Consider the following 16,704-nt stretch of genomic DNA (forward strand, 5'->3'; position numbering starts at 1 on the left):
AACAAGTATTACCATGGATACAAAAAAAGTTGTCGAAATCGACAACTTTTTAATGTAACTTTAAATATTAACTTCATCCAAGCCAGAAGCAGCTTTAATAAATGCTTTGAATAAGCCTTCTGGACGATTAGGTCTAGACATAAATTCCGGATGATATTGTGCTGCAACGTGGAATTTGTTTTCTGGAACTTCCACAATTTCAACCAAACGGTTATCTGGAGATGTTCCTGAAAATACCAAGCCTTTTTCACCAAGTAAGTCACGGTATTCATTGTTGAATTCATAGCGATGGCGATGACGTTCTTGAATAACATCTTGATTATCGTAAGCTTCAGCTGTTTTTGTCCCTGGCTTCAACTTGGCAGAGTATAAGCCTAGACGAAGTGTTCCACCAATGTTTTCTTGGTCTTTTTGATCAGCCATTAAATCAATAATATTATCTTCAATATCAAACTCGACTTCAGCTGTATTAGCACCTTTTAGGCCGGCAACGTTACGCGCAAATTCAACACTAGCCATTTGCATTCCTAAACAAATACCAAAGAACGGTATATCGTTTTCACGAGCGTATTGAATAGATTCAATCATACCTTCAAGACCACGTGTTCCAAATCCACCTGGAACAATCAAACCATCTGTATCTTTTAAGTATTCAGCAACATTTTCTTTTGTAATGTCTTCAGCTTGAACCTTTTTGATTTCAATATCTGAATCAAAAGCATATCCAGCATGTTTTAAAGCTTCAGAAACTGAAATATAAGCATCTTGTAATTCAACATATTTACCAACTAATGTAATAGTTGTTTTATGTTTTAAGTTTTGCACACGGTTAAGCAATGCTTTCCATTCTGTCATATCAGCTTTTGGAGCATCAAGGTGTAAGAAATCTAAAACAACTTGATCCATACTTTGTGCTTGCAAGTTCAATGGAATTTGGTAAAGATTATCAACATCAACGGATTCAACAACTGCTTCAACTGGCACATCAGTCATATTCGCAATTTTATCTTTCATTTCTTGTTCAACAGGACTTTCTGTTCTTAAAACAAGCATGTTAGGTTGAATACCAATACCTCGAAGCTCTTTAACACTGTGTTGTGTTGGTTTTGTTTTCATTTCGCCAGCAGCTTTTAAGTAAGGAATTAAAGTTGAGTGAATGTACATCACATTTTCAGAACCAACATCAGCTTTCATTTGTCTTAAGGCTTCTAAGAAAGGTGTTGATTCAATATCCCCAACAGTTCCCCCAATTTCCGTGATAATTACATCAGAATCAGTTGTTGTGGCTGCACGCATAATTTTTTCTTTAATCATGTTAGTAATGTGAGGAATAACTTGAACGGTTGCACCGTTGTATTCACCACGACGTTCTTTTTGTAGAACTTCAGTATAGACTTTACCAGTTGTTACGTTTGAGTAACGGTTTAAATTGATATCAATAAAACGTTCGTAATGACCAAGATCTAAGTCAGTTTCTGCACCATCGTCAGTAACAAAAACTTCACCGTGTTGGTATGGACTCATTGTTCCAGGATCAATATTGATATAAGGGTCAAATTTTTGCATTGTCACCTTTAATCCACGATTCTTTAATAAACGTCCCAAGGAAGAAGCAATAATACCTTTTCCTAGGGATGAAACTACTCCACCTGTTACAAAAATATACTTGGTCATATAATCAATCTCCTTCTAAAAAAGTCAGGGAAAAACAAAAATAGCTCCCTGAATATCAGGGAGCTGACGTATCTGTAAAGACGCCCAAAAAGTATATTACAAGATTTAAGTTAAAAAATCAAGTTAATAATTTAATTATTCATCTTCGTCGTCGTCATCTAAATCAGCTAATTTACCTTCGATACCGTCTGGCAATGTGTCTGATTTATCGTCGTCTTCTAAGTCTTCAGAATCAAAATCTTCGTCTTCAACATCTAATTCTTCATCTTCTGGATCATCAGAGTCGTAATCGATAATATCTTCATCTTCAACAGCTGCTAGGAACGCATTAACCTTCTTAGGTTTACGATCACGAGTTGTCTCGTCATCATCTTCTGGGTGGTTAACTTCTTCATCAACGGAATCATATGGATACCAAGAACGTAGTGCCCATACATTTTCACCTAGTGAAATAAAGCTGCCATCGATATTTAAATCTGTATAAAATTGTGGTAAATCTTCACGAATAACTTCGTCACTTTTGTTTAAAAAGCGTTGAATTTCGTTTACTAAATCAGCAAAGGCCATTTTTTCGCCTCTTTGTTCCAAGATTGCATGTGCTACTTCAATCATTGAAAGTTCTTCTACGTTTTGGCCATTAAATACATCCAATTTCACGTGATGCACGTCCTTTCAAAAGTCTACTCTTCATAATACTAAACTATGCTTCAAAAATCAATTTTAACATATAATCTCCAATTTTTTGACCATGATTAAATAATTTGTACTCAACTTTGAGCATTTGCGAGTCAATTGATGATTGAATCAAGTCTAACTGCTGCGTTTCAACCGTCAAATCTAGTGGAAATCCTTGAGCTAAAAAACGCCCATTGTGAGTTTGATTGGGTTCAAAATGCAAACTCGAACTATTTTGATCATCAGCAGTCCTTGTCATTTTGACATAAGTGCTAAAAATTCTAAATTCGACTTCAGCACCAGACTCTTCTGTATAACTCAAAATTTGAGAATCAGATATGACATCTAACAAACCCGGAACTTCATGTTGATAAGTTTCCACTTCACCCTCTTGATATACTTGTGTAATTAAAGATACTTGAACTTCTTTTGCCATCTACGATTATCTTTCCTTTGCTATGGTCTCACCTTAGTTATATCAGACAACAGCCATCAAGTCTAACCCTAAAATGATTTATCAAATCAATCTTAAAAATGTTAAAATAAAAATACTAATGTTAATTGTAACTATGGCTAATATAAAGGAGATTATCTCAATGAAATCTATCCAAAAATTACCACGTGAAAAAGTATTGCGTGATCCCGTGCATAATTATATTCACGTTGAATATCCATTTATTCTTGAACTCATTGATACACGTGAGTTTCAACGTCTTCGCCGCATTCGCCAACTTGGCGGTGCTGCATTTACTTTTCATGGTGGCGAACATTCTCGCTTCACCCATTCACTTGGAGTTTATGAAGTAACACGTCAAATTGTGAATAACTTTAACCGTAACTACCCTTCAAAAGAAGCTGGAGACGGTCTTTGGGATGATAGCGAAAGCATTGTTGCTTTAGCTGCTGCCTTACTTCATGACGTGGGACATGGTGCTTATTCACACACATTTGAACATATTTTCCACACCGATCATGAACAATTCACACAAGAAATCATCACATCCGAAAAAACAGAAATCAATCAAGTACTGAAAAAAGTTAGTCTTGATTTTCCAGAAAAAGTGGCAAGTGTTATCAACAAGACCTATCCCAATCCGCAAGTGGTTCAAATGATTTCAAGCCAAATCGATGCTGATCGTATGGATTACTTATTACGTGATGCCTATATGACGGGTACACAATATGGGATGTTCGACTTAACTCGTATTCTACGTGTGATGCGTCCATATTCTGGCGGTATTACTTTTGAAAAAAATGGGATGCACGCTGTTGAGGATTACATTCTATCCAGATTTCAAATGTATCAACAAGTTTATTTCCACCCTGCTTCACGTGGGATGGAAGTGGTCTTAACTCATTTACTTGAACGTGCTAAATATGTTTATGAACAAGGGGAACTCCCTAAAAACAGTATGTCTAATTTACTTGCGCCATTTTTAGAGCATAATTTCACACTTGAAGATTATTTAAATTTAGATGACGGCGTATTGAATGCTAATTTTTCGCTTTTACGTTACCATCATGATAAAATATTAAGTGATTTAGCAGGCAAATTCCTCGATCGCAAACCATTTAAATCTGTGCAAATAACCGACGAAAGCAAACCTCAAATTCAGTATTTGAAAACTCTTGTTGAAAAAGTCGGGTTCGATTCTGATTATTATACGGCATTAAATGACAGCTTTGACTTGCCATATGATGCTTACCATCCTGATCAAAAGAAACCTAAAACTCAGATTGAAATTATGATTAGCGATTCAAATTGGATGGAGCTTTCTAAATTAAGTAAAATTGTTGAAGCCATTTCTGGTAAACAAGAAGGAGATGAACGCTTCTACTTTCCTCGAGTTATGATAAAAGGTAACTCACAGGACCCAGAGCTTCAAGAACTTTACGCCGAGTTTCAAAGTTACATAAAAAATGGTGAACTACTTTCACAAAGGGAGGAAGCATAATTATGCTTAAAGAATTTAAACAATTTATTTCTCGTGGGAATGTTTTAGACTTAGCCATTGGGGTTTTAATTGGTAGTGCCTTTTCAAGTATTGTGACCTCATTAACTAAGAATCTTTTAAATCCATTTATTGGATTGTTTCTGGGCAAGGTTGACTTATCAAATATTCAATTTTCAATTGCAGGTGCAAACTTCTTAGTAGGGCAATTCTTAAATGATGTCATTGCCTTCTTGATCACAGCATTTGTGGTCTTCTTAATCGCTAAGTTCTTCAACAGTCTTCGCAAAAAAGAAGAAGAAAAACCAAAAGCTGCTCCAAAACCAAGTCAAGAAGAAGTTTACTTACAAGAAATTCGCGACTTGTTGAAACAACAAAACAAATAATATTAACAAAAAAGCTTACTGAGAAAACTCAGTAAGCTTTTTTAATTTGGTTTATTTTTTCTTTGATTGAAAACGTGTTTGAAATAATGGACTTACGGGTTCATCTTCGTAAATACGTTTAATCGCTTCTCCAATTAGCGGACCTACAGAAACTTGAACCATTTTATCAATCATTTTTTCTTGTGGTAGGTTAATTGAATCTGTCACAACAAGTTGTTTAATTGCAGAGTTTGCAATGCGATCAATTGCTGGACCTGATAAAACAGGGTGAGTACAACTTGCATAAACTTCAGTTGCACCAGCATCTTTCAATGCTTGAGCAGCTAGCGTAATTGTACCTGCAGTATCAATCATATCATCAATAATGATAGCTCTTTTACCTTTAACATCACCAATAATATTCATCACTTCAGCAACGTTGGCTTTCGGACGACGTTTATCGATAATTGCGATTGGGGCTTTTAAGAATTCTGCTAGACGGCGAGCACGAGGAACACCACCGTGATCAGGAGACACAACAACTGTGTTTTCGTCTAAATGTTGATTTAAGAAGTAATCAGCAAGTAATGGGGCACCCATTAAGTGATCGACAGGTAAATCAAAGAATCCTTGAATTTGAGCAGCGTGTAAATCTAGTGCTAGCACACGATCTGCACCTGCTTTTTGAATCATATTAGCCACTAATTTAGCTGTAATAGGTTCTCTTGAACGTGATTTACGGTCTTGACGAGCATAACCATAGTAAGGAATTACTAGATTAATACTGTTAGCTGAAGCACGACGTAGTGCATCAATCATAATCAATAGCTCCATCAAATTATCATTTACAGGGGCGCTTGTTGACTGCACGATAAAGACTTCTGAACCACGAACGGATTCATCAATATTGATTTGAATTTCACCATCGCTAAAGCGTCTTACACTAGATTTTCCTAGTTCTAAACCAACTGTATCTGCAATTTTTTGTGCTAAAGGTTGATTTGAATTTAATGCAAAAAGTTTCATCTTTTTATCTGAATACTGATCTGTCATTTTTTCCTCCACTTTTCTTACAATCCAAAAAACATAATACCAAAATTAGACTAAAAAATAAACCAATTCTAGTTCCAATCTGGATTTTGTGCCAACGGTAATCGTTTCCAAAAGTCTTCTTTGTTAGTTTGTTTTTGTCGTGCAATACCCATGGCATGTTTTGGAACATCTTTTGTAATTGTTGATCCCGCTGCAACAAACGCATGGTCCGCAATGTTCACAGGAGCTATAATATTTGAACTACTTCCAATGAAACTATGAGACCCGACTGTTGTATGGAATTTTTGGACACCATCATAATTAACAAAAGTAACTCCACAGCCAATATTAATATGATCTTCTAAAGTTGCATCCCCAACATAAGTCAAGTGGCCAACTTTAGTATGTTCACCAATTACGGCTTTTTTGATTTCTACAAAGTTTCCAATATGGGCATATTTTTTAATATGAGATTGAGGACGTAAGTGCGCATATGGGCCAGCGTCTGTATGGCTTTCCATCACAGAATTTTCTATGGTTGAAGAATGAATGGTTACATTAGCATCAATTTGACTATCTACAACTTTTGAACCTGTCGTAATCATACAAGATTCACCTATCTTGGTTTGACCTTGTAAATAAACACCTGGTTCAATAACTGTATCAGACCCAATTTCAACATCAACATCAATATATGTATTCTCAGGATCAATAATGGTAACACCATTTAATAAATGTTTCTTGTTAACACGGTTACGCATTACTTTAGTTGCTTGACTTAAGGCTAAGCGATCATTAACCCCCATTGACTCGTCAAAATCTGGCATTTGATAAGCTGAAATCACCTCATCTTGAGATTTCAAAATTTCAATCACATCAGTGATGTAATATTCATTTTGTGCATTATCGTTGGTTACTTGACTTAAAGCATCAAATAGCGCTTGATTATCAAAACAGTAAACACCTGTGTTAATTTCATCAATCCTCTTTTCAGCTTCGGAAGCATCTTTTTGTTCAACAATCTTAATCACTTCATTATCTTCATTACGAATAACACGACCATAGCCTGAAGGGTTAGGGGCTTTTGCTGTTAAAACTGTCGCTTTTGCGTGAAGTTGTTGATGAGAATCAAATAATTTTTCAAAAGTTTCAGCTGTTAATAACGGCGTATCACCATTAGCCACAATAGTGCTACCCGTTTTATCTTTGAGTAGTTCTGCAGCTTGCATTACCGCATGACCCGTTCCCAATTGCTCTGCTTGTAAAACGTATTGTGTGCGGTCACCTAACGCCTTTTTAACTTCATCAGCACCATGACCAACAACCGTTACAATGTTTTGTGGGTCGAGTTTTTCAACTTGTGTCAAGACATGGTCGACCATACTACGACCTAAAATTTCGTGTAAGACTTTGTAACGTTTTGACTTCATTCTGGTTCCTTGACCAGCAGCCAAGATAATAATATTTTTTTGATCCATTGGATTAGCTCTCCTCTTCTGTTATCTGACTCACTTGTTTGGTTTTAGACCATCTTTCATAAAATAAAATGGGCGATGGCTTAAATGCTTGCCAAACCAAATAGCCGACAAATAATAAATTCAGAAACAACATAAAAATTGATAGGAAATAAAGTTGTGTCAGCTTGTCTTCAGCAATTCTCCCAGACAGTGCCAATACATAAGGTGTTGCGACTGTCATGAATGGGATAATAACACCATATAATTCAAATTGACGGAAAATTAATTGCCAAAATCCGGGTTTTGTCCCATCTCTGGCATCAACCATTTTTATTTTAACGGCCCATTTTCCTATAGTCTGTCCTTTGAACAAGGGAACTACGACAAACAAAATAACAATTGTAATCACTTTAGATATAAGCTCACTACCGTTAACTTGCGCCGTTTTTAATGCACCTGAAATGATGGAATCTATAATCCCAAGAGCTAGCATATCGGTCACAAGAGCAACTGAACGTCGAATAAGCGAAACTTGACTCTTTAAAGATCCTGCTTTTTGTGACAATTTATCCTGAGTGGGAAATAAGAATGTCATCGCTGGTGTTAACAAAAATCCAAAAACAGCTCCCAAAGTATTCAACAATAAATCGTCAACGTCAAACAACCGATAAGACCTTGGATAAATACCATAAAGCCCTGTTAACTGTGTTAATTCAAAGAATAACGATAGTAAAACCCCAAGTACTAGTACTTGTTTGAAACTTCGTTTGAAGTAATACCTGAGATAAACACCAAATGGAATAGTTAAAAACAGATTGAATAAAGGTTGGACGAAACTGGCACTTTTCAATGTTTGCAGATACGTCTGTGGTTTACTTACTATCAAAGGCGTTTCATTTTTAAATTCTGTTATAAATTGAAATAAGTGTAAGTTATACGTTGGCGTTTTGAGGTTTGCAACCGCCTGGATATCAGGAAGTGGCAAAATAATCAAACAATAAGCCACTAGCATATAAAAGACAAAAGAATAAATCATAATGCCTCGCCAAAAAACAAACGCCTGATACTTATGATACTGCCTGATAAAAACGGGTAATGAAATGATTAGTGCTAAAATTGGAAACAATAAAACAGCTGTTTTAATAACTTGTACGTAGCCCAATTAGAACACCTCGAAATTAGTTCTTTCGATAACATTTCCTGGATTTACTTTGATTTGTTTGCTGACAGGATCAACTTCTTCTAAATTTAGTAGCGAAACATAGTCTGCTACAGATTTTTCAGAAGTTTTGGCCTCACATAAGACAGAAATACCACTCACGTTCGCATCAAACTCATTAACAAGATTGACCATACCATTAATAGTACCGCCACCTTTCATAAAATCATCAACAATCAAAACATTTGAATGCGGTTTTAGACTACGCTTAGCTAGTTCCATCTTTTCAAAGCGTGTACCAGAACTTGAAATATAGTTCACACTAATTGTTGGTCCTTCAGTAATTTTTGGCTTTCTTCTAACAATGACAAACGGAACATTTAAGAAGCGGGCAACAGCGGCTGCTATTGGAGCTCCTTTTGTTTCGACAGTCATCACGACATCGATATCACTAAAAGCAAAATGTGTAGCTGTTAATTTACCAATTGCTTGTAAAAGCTGAGGATTGCCAATAATGTCTGATAGATATAAGAACCCACCAGGTAAAATTCGATCCTCATCATCAACATTTTTGATTAATTCTTCAACCAAATTAATCGCATCTACTCTTCCCATGAACGGGATATAACGCACACCGCCTGCCGCTCCTGCAATGGTTTGCAAATAGCCATTTTGGTTGGTCGCTAAAGTTTTTCTTAGAATAGAAAGGTCTTCACTGATTGATGATTTGGCAGAATCATACTTACTCGCAAAAAATGGTAGCGAAATCAATGTATGTGGTTTTGATAAAAGATATTGCGTCATATCAATAAGACGTTCTGATCGTTTCATAATTGTGCCTCCGTTTATATTTCTGTTTCAAGGATACCGCAAAATAAAAAAAACCACTAGTAATTCTATAAAATTACTAATGATTGTTCGGGAAAATTTAAGCGTCTTGAACAACTTCAAATTCCAATTTTATATTTTCAGTTAATAAATCTGTATAGCTATAAGAAGCTCTTTCAAAGTGATTTTCTTCTTGGTCTAAATCAACCAAAAACACTGATGGGTAAGTTTTAGTTAGTGTTCCTTTACGTCGAGTAATCTTTTTACGACCGGCTTGCGCCACAACTGTAATATCTTCACCAATATGGTCTTCAAGTTGTTGCTTAATCTTTTGTAATGTCATTAGCATATGTTCACTCTCCCCTGCAACACTATTATAACGAATTTGTCAAGGGATAGCAAATTTTTAGTCTTAAACTATATAATTTTACCTGAGTTGAACACAGTTAGTCAACCGAATAAAGTCATTAATTGTTAATTGTTCTGCACGATAGTTTTCAGGAATGTTCGCATTTTTTAATATTAATTTAATATCCTCTGGCGACTTTCCTTTTGCTCCGAAAGCTTGCTTCAGATTATTATAGATTGTCTTTCTTCTTTGTTTAAATCCAGCATTGACAACCTGATCAAATAATTGATGATCAAAAATCACATCTTGATATTTATTACCTGTCAATCTTAAATTTAGAATCGCTGAAGTTACTTTTGGTGCAGGATTAAATGATTTGGGTGGTACGGCGAAGCTGATTTCCGGATCACCAACCATTTGAACTGCAATTGATAATGGCCCCCAGTTTTTTGAGCCATGGTTAGCAACAATACGATCTGCTACTTCTTTTTGCATCAATACAGTCATAGAAGTCAACTTAAGTCGGCTTTCTAATAGTTTAAACATAATAGGTGTTGTAATGTAGTAAGGTAAATTGGCGACAATTTTTATGGGTTTATCTAAATCAAAATATACAGACAATTCTTTATCTAAATCTGCTTTCAATACATCTTGATTAATAATAGCAACGTTATCATACTCACTCAATACATCATCTAAAACAGTAATAAAACGTTGATCAATTTCAAAACTAACGACTTTACAACCCGTTTCAGCAAGCTGTTGTGTAATAGAACCAATTCCTGGCCCTACTTCAAGCACTTGATCTTCAGGTGTTATTTCAGCACTCTCAACAATATTTTCCAACACATTTAAGTCAGTTAGAAAGTTTTGTCCTAAACTTTTCTTTGCTCTTAGACCGTAGTCATGAATAATTTGTGATGTTTTTATTGGATCACCGATGGGTAAACTCTTCATAATTCTCCTTCACTTGTTTCATGGCAACTTCAAATTCTACTTTGGTAATTTGAAATGTTGCACATTTTTTCTCTAATTGTTTTGCATTACCATAACCAATTTTTAACTGATTACCTAATTGCTCTCTTAAAAATCGTGCATTAGGCCCAAAAACTAAACCGTGTTCAATTAAATCGTGGCGAGTTACTTCTGGTTCATAAAGTTGTTGCGTTAAACGTGCGCCTTTTAACGCTTCAAGCAAGTCCACTTTTGATGCGTGTTCAATCCCTAAGCTCCCGCCAGATTTTTGGGGAACAGCTTTATCACGCGGCAAAAACGCCTGCTTAGCTTTGGGCAGGCGTTCTAAAATTTTTTTTCGAATTTTTTCACCATTAAAATCAGGATCAGTTAAAACAATGACCCCCGTTTTATGATAAGCCGTCTCAATCTGGTCTAAAATTGGTTCTGAAATTGCAGATCCTTGCGTTTGAATGGTTTTGATACCTGGAAAATAAAGATTTAACCGTTTGATATCATCTTTTCCTTCCACAACAACCACTTCTTCAATTTTAAATTCAGTCAAGATTATAAAATTTCAACGTATTACGATAAGTCGCATCAGCAACCTCTTCTACGTCGATTCCTTTCAATTCACTAATGGCTTTAGTTACATAATAAGTATAGCCTGGTTCGTTTTGCTTACCACGATAAGGTGTTGGCGTTAGATATGGCGCATCTGTTTCGACCATCATTCTATCGAGCGGTGTTTGTATCACTGATTCATGAACTTCTTTAGCGTTTTTAAAAGAAGCCACACCACTATAAGAAACGTTCAACCCAAGATCTAAATAACGTTGTAATTGATCTGGGTTTCCGTTGAAACTGTGAATAACCCCACCATAAGTATCCACTTTACCGAAGTTTTTCAAAATCGCATAAGTATCTTCAAATGCATCCCTCGTATGAATGGAAACAGGTAACTTCATATCATAAGCCAACTGCAATTGACGTTCAAAAACTTCATGTTGTGTTGAACGTTTTGAAGCATCCCAGTGATAATCCAATCCAATTTCGCCAACTGCAACTGTTTTTTCTTTTTGAAGCAACTCTTTTAAAACTGCTTCTTCTTGTTCATTGTATAGTTTTGCATCATCTGGGTGAAAACCAACTACTGCATAAAGCGGGTCAAACTCTTCACTCAGCTCAACTGCACGTTGATTCATGTCCGGATTTGACCCAATAATGGCCATGTCCGTAACCGTTAAATCTTTTGCACGTTGAATATACTCTGCCTCTTTACCTAAAAAAGGCGTATCGTTTAAATGCGTATGTGCATCAAATAATTTCATTATCCGATTTCAGCTCCGTTTTCGTGTGAATCATCCACAATTGCTAATTGCACTTTTTTGCCTTTTTCACTAGAAAGTAACATTCCTTGGCTCATTTGACCAAAAATCTTACGTGGTTTCAAGTTAATAACACCAATTACTTTTTTGCCTTTTAATTCTTGTTCTTCAGGATAGAAGTTAGCAATTCCAGATAGGATTTGACGTGGTTTTTCTTCGCCAAAATCAAGTTGGAATTTAAGTAATTTGTCAGAACCTTCTACTTTTTCAACTTCTAGTACCTGTCCAACTCTCATTTCAACTTTAACAAAATCATCAAATTGAATTTCGTTGTCGGTTGCTTTTTCATCGTTTTTTGCAGAGGCTTGTTTCTTTTGTGAACGACTTTGTTTTTTATCTTTAGAGTTAGCCATTTGGTCTTTGATGTATTTAATTTCAACTTCTTTTTCAAGTCTTGGGAAAATAGGTGTTGCTTTAGTTGCCACAACGTGACCCCAGTCATAAGCACCAAATGCTAGTTCATGAGCTGATTTTGAATCTTCTGAAAGACCTAGTTGTTCAAAAATCTTGTGAGGTGTTTGTGTCATGATTGGTTTAATTAACAAGGCAATCAAACGTAAACTCTCAGCTAAGTGTGACATGACATCTTGTAATTCAGCTGCTTTAGTTTCGTCTTTAGCCAATACCCAAGGTTGTGTTTCATCAATATATTTGTTAGCACGACGAACAAATTCAAAAACAGTGTCCAACGCTTTTGAGAAATGAAAACTATTCATTAACTCATCATATTTTGCAATTGTTTCTGCTGCCTTTTCTTCAATCGAAGCGTCAAAATCAGTTAAATGCTCACCAAGAGATTGTACGTGTCCTTGATGATATTTGTTAATCATTGAAACAGTACGGTTTAATAAGTTCCCTAAGTCATTAGCTAAATCGTAGTTCACGCGTTCAACGAAATCTTCAGGTGTAAAGATACCATCATTTCCAAATGGGATTTCACGCATTAAGTAGTAACGTAGAGCATCTAAACCAAAACGGTTAACAATCATTTCAGGGTAAACAGCATTTCCTTTTGATTTAGACATTTTACCGTCTTTCATCAAGACCCAACCGTGACCAAAAATTTGTTTTGGTAGTGGTAAGTCTAGTGCCATCAACATAATTGGCCAGTAAATTGTGTGGAAACGAACAATTTCTTTTCCAACTAAATGCACATCAGCGGGCCAGAATTTGTCATATAATTTGTGATCATCTGAACCGTAACCAAGCGCTGTGATATAGTTTGCCAACGCATCAATCCAAACGTAAACAACGTGTTTTGGATCAGAAGGGACTTTAATTCCCCAGTCAATTGTTGTACGTGTAACTGAAAGATCTTCAAGACCCGGCTTAATGAAGTTATTAATCATTTCGTTACGACGAGATTCAGGTTGAATAAATTCTGGGTGATTGTTGTAGTATTCAACTAAACGGTCAGCGTATTTACTCATTTTGAAGAAGTAACTTGGCTCTTTCACTAGTTCAACTTCATGTCCTGAAGGTGCTTTACCACCAATTACTTTACCTTTTTCATCACGGTAAACTTCATCCAATTGTGATTCTGTAAAGTATTCTTCATCACTAACTGAATACCAACCTTCATATTCACCTAAGTAAATATCGCCTTGTTCAAGCAACTTTTCAAAAATTTGTTGTACACCTTTTTGATGATCTTCATCAGTCGTACGAATAAAACGGTCGTAAGTAATATCCAACATTTCCCAAAGTTCTTTGTAGCTAGCAGCCATCTTATCAACATAAGCCTTTGGGTTTGTGTTTTCTTGTTCTGCTTTTTCTTCGATTTTTTGCCCATGCTCATCTGTACCTGTTAGGAAAAAGACATCGTAGCCTTTTTGGCGTTTGTAACGTGCCAAAACATCGGCAACAACTGTTGTATAAGCATTTCCAATTGTTAGTTTTCCAGATGGGTAATAAATGGGGGTTGTGACGTAAAATGTTTTATCAGACATAGTTAAACTCCTTATTTATAATCGTTTACAGTATATCACAATCATAATTCCTCTTAATACTGCTCTTTTTAGGTATACTCTCAATTATAGCGATTTTTATTTCACAATGGCAAGGACAACAAAAAAGATTGGCGAAATTCGCCAATCTTTTTTAAATGAGTTCATCTTCATGTTGTAAGTAACGTTTTTTCACAATTGTCACTAAAACAAAGTAAAATACCAACATTAGTAATACAAAGAATAAATAACTAAGAGGTAACACTTCAAATCCTAAGTCTTTCCCAAAATCCAAGTAAGGAATAACTGTTCCAATAATCCCAGCGCCGATAGTCGACACCATTAGTGGGAATGAAGCCTTGGTTTGAATAAACGGAATACGTTTATCACGAAGTGCATGAATCACCATTTCTTGTGTCCACAATGATTCAATAAACCAGCCAGTATTAAACATCATCATAAATTGTAATTGTTGTGCCTGATTCAAATCAAAATAAGTATGACCTAACATTGCAGGTCCTAAAATAAAGAACAAGAACGCAAAGGTTAAAATATCAAAGACTGAACTCGTTGGACCAAAGTAAAACATAAACTTCTTAAGTCCCTTAGTTGACCAACTACGTGGTGTTTCTAGATATTTTTCACTCATCACATCAAATGGAATAGCTAGACACGAGATATCATAAATCATATTCAATAACAATAATTGTAGCGGTTGCATAGGCAAAAATGGTAAGAGAAGACTGGCAAAAACCACTGAAAAAATATTCCCGAAGTTTGAACTAGAGGTCATTTTAATATACTTCATCGTATTACCAAATACTTTACGTCCTAATCGAACTCCTGTATCTAGCACTTTTAAATCTTTTTTCAGTAGAATAACATCTGCTGACTCTTTGGCAATATCAACCGCTGTGTCAACTGAAATTCCCACATCTGCTTCTTTCATTGCAGGAGCATCGTTAATACCATCACCCATAAATGCAACCGTATGACCATTAGTCCGAAGTTGACGAATAATCATACTTTTGTGTGCCGGTGTTAACTTAACAAAAATGTTATGAGACTCAACAATCTTAGCTAACTCGTCTGACGACTTATCTTCTAATTCTTGACCTGAGTAAATTTTATCAACATTTAAACCAACTTGTTTAGCAACAGCTCGTGTAATTAATTCATTATCACCTGTTAAAATTTTAACGTCGATGCCATCAACTTTTAGCTGTTCTAATGCTTGTTTAGTAGATTCTTTAGGTGGGTCTAAAAATGATAAATTCCCCAGAATAATCAAGTCACGCTCATCTGCAACAGAAAAAGCGCCGGCTGGACGAGGATTTTTTTGGTAAGCTAGCAAAATCACACGAAGACCATCTTCATTTAATGATTCAATTTGTTTTAGAATACGTTGACGCATTGCATCATCAAGCTCTTTAACTTCACCATCAAGCTCATAATAGCGACTGACTTCTAGCATTTCTTCAGCCGCACCTTTAGTTACCAATAATCGTTCATCATCACTGTTTTCAACTACGACACTCATTCGACGACGTTTAAAATCGAATGGAATTTCATCGATTTTGCGGTAATCTGACTTAATCTGATCAGTATCCAACTCTTTAGTTGCTTCTGACATAATGGCTTTATCCATCAGATTTTTCAATCCTGTTTGATAATAACTATTTAAATAAGCATAAGTTAAAACTTTAGGCTTTTCAGTATGATTCAAATCATAATGATACTCTAAAACAACTTTATCTTGCGTCAATGTTCCTGTCTTATCGGTTGTTAAAACTGTTGCAGAACCTAGATTTTGAATCGCATCGATGTTCTTCATGATAGTCCCATGTTTTGACATTTCAACTGATCCTTTAACCAGATTAGAAGTCACAATGACAGGCAACATTTCAGGTGTTAAGCCAACTGCAGTCGCAATCGCAAATACCAATGCATCAAGCCAGCTTCCCTTCAACAAGCCATTAATCAAAAAAACGAGCGGTGCAACAACCAACATAAATCTGATTAATAGCCATGAAGTTGATTGAATGCCTTTATCAAAGGCCGTAACTTGTTTTGTTTTGGTAGATAATTCGCCTGCAATTTGACCAAAAACAGTTTTTGAACCAACACCTACAACAACGCCTAAGGCACTTCCACTTACAATGTTAGTGCCAGAGTAAGCCATGTTTTGGTAGCTAAGATAATCTTCATCATCTTTAGGTTTGGCAGTTGCAATTTTTTCAACTGGGGCAGATTCCCCATTTAGCGAACTCGTACTAGCAAATAAGTCTTTTGTTTGTAGCAAACGCATATCTGCAGGTACCATATCTCCAGCAGATAGTGAAATAATATCCCCTACTGCCACTTTTTCTGTTGCAATTTCAAATGACTTTCCTTGGCGAATAACATTGGTCGTTACTTGGATCATTTTCATCAAGCTATCAACTGCGTTGCTTGATCGGCGACTTTGAAAAAAGCTCATCGAACCGCTAATAATAACCATTAATAGCATGATTACTGTTGTTGCTACTGATCGGTCTTGCGGTGCTGAAAATACCCAATCTGTCATAAACGAAGCAATCGCCAAAATAATTAATACCACGGTAAAAGGTGTCACAAAAGCTTCGATAAATTGTTGAAGCTTCGTATCGCCGTTTCCATGAGAAACCTTATTTTCACCATATTGTTCTTGATGACTAGCCACTTGTTCATCTGATAATCCTGATGAACTCGTTTGTAATGCACTTAGAACTTCTTCGTTACTTTGGTGCGCATACAGTTTGATTTTTTCAATCTGTTGTTGCATAACACCATTTCTCTTTTTTTCTAACATGTTTGTCAACTTCCTTTCAAAAACAAAAGGCAAGTACTCAGCTATTTAAGTAAACCCTTAAATTCTGCCATGATACAAAATTAAATAAGGGGGTA

Annotated in this window: 15 protein-coding genes; 2 read left to right on the top strand and 13 right to left on the bottom strand. The window is 35.8% G+C overall.

Translation table 11 applies throughout. The features are described 5' to 3' along the window. Window positions 1-60: 60 nt before the first annotated feature. From FC86_RS03295 to FC86_RS03305, 3 genes are all read right to left on the bottom strand, one after another. Window positions 61-1,674, bottom strand: coding sequence for a CTP synthase (locus FC86_RS03295; protein WP_056974608.1), 1,614 nt, complete (start codon window positions 1,672-1,674; stop codon window positions 61-63). A gap of 135 nt (window positions 1,675-1,809) precedes the next feature. Beyond that, a complete protein-coding gene (rpoE, locus tag FC86_RS03300) occupies window positions 1,810-2,331 on the bottom strand; it encodes a DNA-directed RNA polymerase subunit delta (protein ID WP_056974610.1) in 522 nt (173 codons plus the stop codon). A 43-nt stretch (window positions 2,332-2,374) separates the two neighbouring features. After that, on the bottom strand, window positions 2,375-2,785 hold the full coding sequence (locus tag FC86_RS03305) for a DUF1934 family protein (protein ID WP_056974612.1): 411 nt from the start codon (window positions 2,783-2,785) through the stop codon (window positions 2,375-2,377). 160 nt (window positions 2,786-2,945) lie between these two features. Between FC86_RS03305 and FC86_RS03310 the strand changes: the two genes are divergently transcribed. Beyond that, window positions 2,946-4,304 (top strand): HD domain-containing protein, encoded by a 1,359-nt coding sequence (locus FC86_RS03310; RefSeq protein WP_056974614.1) that lies wholly within the window; start codon window positions 2,946-2,948, stop codon window positions 4,302-4,304. A 2-nt stretch (window positions 4,305-4,306) separates the two neighbouring features. Next, a complete protein-coding gene (mscL, locus tag FC86_RS03315; RefSeq protein ID WP_056974616.1) occupies window positions 4,307-4,687 on the top strand; it encodes a large-conductance mechanosensitive channel protein MscL in 381 nt (126 codons plus the stop codon). 51 nt (window positions 4,688-4,738) lie between these two features. Here the strand turns inward: mscL and FC86_RS03320 are convergent, their stop codons facing one another. From FC86_RS03320 to mgtA, 10 genes are all read right to left on the bottom strand, one after another. Beyond that, a complete protein-coding gene (locus tag FC86_RS03320; protein WP_056974618.1) occupies window positions 4,739-5,719 on the bottom strand; it encodes a ribose-phosphate diphosphokinase in 981 nt (326 codons plus the stop codon). 68 nt (window positions 5,720-5,787) lie between these two features. Next, the gene (gene glmU, locus FC86_RS03325; protein ID WP_056974620.1) at window positions 5,788-7,176 is read right to left on the bottom strand and encodes a bifunctional UDP-N-acetylglucosamine diphosphorylase/glucosamine-1-phosphate N-acetyltransferase GlmU; all 1,389 of its coding nucleotides are present in this window, start codon (window positions 7,174-7,176) and stop codon (window positions 5,788-5,790) included. Window positions 7,177-7,180: 4 nt separating this feature from the next. After that, window positions 7,181-8,317: a VanZ family protein gene (locus tag FC86_RS03330; protein WP_056974622.1), complete on the bottom strand. Its 1,137-nt coding sequence runs from the start codon at window positions 8,315-8,317 to the stop codon at window positions 7,181-7,183. Next, entirely contained in the window at window positions 8,318-9,145 is an 828-nt protein-coding gene (gene purR, locus FC86_RS03335) for a pur operon repressor (RefSeq protein WP_056974623.1), read from the bottom strand. A gap of 97 nt (window positions 9,146-9,242) precedes the next feature. Continuing rightward, window positions 9,243-9,491: a Veg family protein gene (locus tag FC86_RS03340; protein ID WP_056974624.1), complete on the bottom strand. Its 249-nt coding sequence runs from the start codon at window positions 9,489-9,491 to the stop codon at window positions 9,243-9,245. 78 nt (window positions 9,492-9,569) lie between these two features. Then, window positions 9,570-10,448: a 16S rRNA (adenine(1518)-N(6)/adenine(1519)-N(6))-dimethyltransferase RsmA gene (rsmA, locus tag FC86_RS03345; RefSeq protein ID WP_056974627.1), complete on the bottom strand. Its 879-nt coding sequence runs from the start codon at window positions 10,446-10,448 to the stop codon at window positions 9,570-9,572. Next, window positions 10,426-11,010: a ribonuclease M5 gene (rnmV, locus tag FC86_RS03350; RefSeq protein WP_056974629.1), complete on the bottom strand. Its 585-nt coding sequence runs from the start codon at window positions 11,008-11,010 to the stop codon at window positions 10,426-10,428. The genes rsmA and rnmV overlap by 23 nt, the downstream gene beginning before the upstream one ends. Further along, window positions 11,003-11,776, bottom strand: a complete 774-nt coding sequence (locus FC86_RS03355; protein WP_056974631.1) for a TatD family hydrolase — start codon at window positions 11,774-11,776, stop codon at window positions 11,003-11,005. Before FC86_RS03355 ends, rnmV begins: the two co-directional genes overlap by 8 nt. Then, window positions 11,776-13,782, bottom strand: coding sequence for a methionine--tRNA ligase (metG, locus tag FC86_RS03360; protein ID WP_056974632.1), 2,007 nt, complete (start codon window positions 13,780-13,782; stop codon window positions 11,776-11,778). Before metG ends, FC86_RS03355 begins: the two co-directional genes overlap by 1 nt. A 151-nt stretch (window positions 13,783-13,933) precedes the next feature. Further along, window positions 13,934-16,609, bottom strand: a complete 2,676-nt coding sequence (gene mgtA, locus FC86_RS03365) for a magnesium-translocating P-type ATPase (protein ID WP_082618836.1) — start codon at window positions 16,607-16,609, stop codon at window positions 13,934-13,936. Window positions 16,610-16,704 lie beyond the last annotated feature (95 nt).

Source organism: Holzapfeliella floricola DSM 23037 = JCM 16512, from assembly GCF_001436605.1.
GTDB classification, from domain to species: Bacteria; Bacillota; Bacilli; order Lactobacillales; family Lactobacillaceae; genus Holzapfeliella; species Holzapfeliella floricola.

What these genes read in the sequence shown, in the direction of transcription:
- FC86_RS03295 (WP_056974608.1), bottom strand. Translation starts at nt 1,674, where the DNA reads ATGACCAAGTATATTTTTGTAACAGGTGGAGTAGTTTCATCCCTAGGA.
- FC86_RS03305 (WP_056974612.1), bottom strand. Translation starts at nt 2,785, where the DNA reads ATGGCAAAAGAAGTTCAAGTATCTTTAATTACACAAGTATATCAAGAG.
- FC86_RS03310 (WP_056974614.1), top strand. Translation starts at nt 2,946, where the DNA reads ATGAAATCTATCCAAAAATTACCACGTGAAAAAGTATTGCGTGATCCC.
- mscL (WP_056974616.1), top strand. Translation starts at nt 4,307, where the DNA reads ATGCTTAAAGAATTTAAACAATTTATTTCTCGTGGGAATGTTTTAGAC.
- FC86_RS03320 (WP_056974618.1), bottom strand. Translation starts at nt 5,719, where the DNA reads ATGACAGATCAGTATTCAGATAAAAAGATGAAACTTTTTGCATTAAAT.
- glmU (WP_056974620.1), bottom strand. Translation starts at nt 7,176, where the DNA reads ATGGATCAAAAAAATATTATTATCTTGGCTGCTGGTCAAGGAACCAGA.
- purR (WP_056974623.1), bottom strand. Translation starts at nt 9,145, where the DNA reads ATGAAACGATCAGAACGTCTTATTGATATGACGCAATATCTTTTATCA.
- FC86_RS03340 (WP_056974624.1), bottom strand. Translation starts at nt 9,491, where the DNA reads ATGCTAATGACATTACAAAAGATTAAGCAACAACTTGAAGACCATATT.
- rsmA (WP_056974627.1), bottom strand. Translation starts at nt 10,448, where the DNA reads ATGAAGAGTTTACCCATCGGTGATCCAATAAAAACATCACAAATTATT.
- FC86_RS03355 (WP_056974631.1), bottom strand. Translation starts at nt 11,776, where the DNA reads ATGAAATTATTTGATGCACATACGCATTTAAACGATACGCCTTTTTTA.
- metG (WP_056974632.1), bottom strand. Translation starts at nt 13,782, where the DNA reads ATGTCTGATAAAACATTTTACGTCACAACCCCCATTTATTACCCATCT.
- mgtA (WP_082618836.1), bottom strand. Translation starts at nt 16,609, where the DNA reads ATGTTAGAAAAAAAGAGAAATGGTGTTATGCAACAACAGATTGAAAAA.